The 1934-nt window shown below is 66.4% G+C and carries 1 protein-coding gene and 2 pseudogenes (1 of these 3 running past the window's edge); all 3 read right to left on the bottom strand.

Annotation, left to right across the window (positions count from 1 at the left end):
- Nucleotides 1-632: 632 nt before the first annotated feature.
- Nucleotides 633-1187, bottom strand: a complete 555-nt coding sequence (locus E6G06_22255) for a hypothetical protein (protein ID TML85070.1) — start codon at nucleotides 1185-1187, stop codon at nucleotides 633-635.
- Between the two features lie 320 nt (nucleotides 1188-1507).
- Nucleotides 1508-1639: pseudogene (locus E6G06_22250) on the bottom strand (resolvase).
- A gap of 166 nt (nucleotides 1640-1805) precedes the next feature.
- A pseudogene (locus E6G06_22245) lies at nucleotides 1806-1934 on the bottom strand (hypothetical protein) (it continues 822 nt past the right edge of the window).

The following is a 1934-nucleotide window of genomic DNA, read 5'->3' as shown; positions in this document are numbered from 1 at the left end:
GAACGCCGGGAGTGGAAGCGCCCGCTCTCCTTCCAGTGCGACCGAGAAGTGACGGCAGATCCGATACCGGCCTGGTTCAACGGGTGGTACGACGGCCGTGACAGGTCCCTTCAGACCAATCGCTCGGACTGCGAAGGGTCCATGGACAGGAACCGAACTCGGCGCACCCTCCCCCCAGGAGACGAGATGAAAGAGGTCGACCCACTCACCATCGCGTTCGGCCTGGAGTCGCGATGCGGCGCCGCCGACCGCATGATCAGCATCTGGCCCGCTCGGCGACAGCACCACGCGGTCGCCTACGTGACCGTGCTCCGGGGTCACGTTCAGGCTAAGTCCCGACGCTGTCGTCATCCGCAAAAGAATGCCCGATCCCGCGAGCGCCGAGCGGCAGTTCGGGCGCCTTCCGAATCGTCGCGCGTGTTCGCCATCGCGCCCGTGCCTGGTCGAGCGTGCAACTTCAACCTGGCCGAACGGGCCGCGGAGGGGACTGTGCGGGACTGCTCCGGCACGCTGGCGTCGACGCATCCGCATCGCAGAGCGTGAACCCGACTCCTTGCCGGACGCCTGAGTCCGACGCGAGCGTGCCCGGTCGCGATACGACCGGGCACGTTCGTTCATCGTTGGTTCCTACGTCAGCAGTGGATCTTCGTGAAGCCGGTATGCGGTGGGCCGTTCTGGTCCAGGCCCGGGGTGTAGCTCGCGTGGTCAACGTCGTGAATGGTGAACGACTCCCCAGTCGCCGAGGTACCCGAGAAGTGGAACGTGTCGTGGAACACCGCGCTCTGGCGGTTACCCGACGCACCGAACCATTCGGTGAGCTTTCCGGTGAACGCCGGGACGTTCGGGTCCGGAGGTCCGGTCACGGTGCACGTGTCATCCGTTGCCGTGATGCTCGACGGCGGGTACGCCGTGATGGTGACCTGTCCGGTGAAGGTCGAGGTGAACCAGAAGTTCTGCGCCTTGTTCACCGTCACATGCTCGATCCCGTTCCCCGTGCCGACCACCGTGACGAAGTCGGTGGCGAGGAACGAGGGACACGAGGCCGGTAGCGGCGACTCCGGTGGCGAATCCACCTCGTTCACGTCGGTGAAGTGCGCGGTCTGCGAACACGGCCCGGGTTGCGTGCTCCCACACGCAAGCTCCGGCGCGGTGTCGGCTCGTGCCGCAGGTACGAGCCCGACCTCCATCACCACCGTCGCGGTTGCCGCCAGGACTGCGATGCGGTTGATCAGCTTTCCCGTAGGCTTGCTTCCCCCTCATGAAGTGCCCAGCCCACCTAGCCTAGACAGAAGGCACGGCCGAGGGGTTGGGCGTAGGGATCACCCCAGCCCGTTTGCGGCGACCTCAAGCGCAGACCAAGAGCTCAACTTGGTGCTAGGGCCCGACCGCGAGTGCCTGCCCACTCTGGGAGGGTCAAGGTCAGCTGCCAATCTGGGTCTCGCGCTGCCTGTGACGAACCAGCGCCGAGGGCCCGCTCGGCGCTCGTTCTGGACAGCCCGAAGCGGCCCTACGCGTCAGCGGACACCCGCGACCCCAACACTTTCTGCACGGTGCTCGCGTGCCACCTAGCGCCCCATGCGCGCGTCGGCACCCCGGCTTCGTTCAGAGCGTCCGCGATGCGCCGATCGACACGCCCTTCTTCCGTATGGTCTCGATCCTACGCACGACCTTCGCGAAGATCATGGGCGGGCGCCGGCGGAAGCGTCAGCGTAGCCCTAGCGTGTAGGCCCAACGAGCCGGCTCCTCGGGCGAGATGCCCCATCCACGGGCGCAGTTCCAGCCGGGCGAGCGAAGGGGCGGAAGTCTCAGCCGCTGGGCTCGGGAGCGAACTGGATGTCGATGACGACGTTCGACGGAGTGGTGAACGATCCGTTGAACGTCGCTGCGCCGGAGCTGTTGAAGGTCCACCGTGAGATGCCGCCGGGTGCGAACGT

The sequence above is a fragment of the Actinomycetota bacterium genome (assembly GCA_005888325.1).
Classification (GTDB): Bacteria; Actinomycetota; Acidimicrobiia; order Acidimicrobiales; family AC-14; genus AC-14.
The sequence above is the reverse complement of the archived record's forward strand: the minus strand, read 5'-3'. Positions and strand labels throughout refer to the sequence as shown.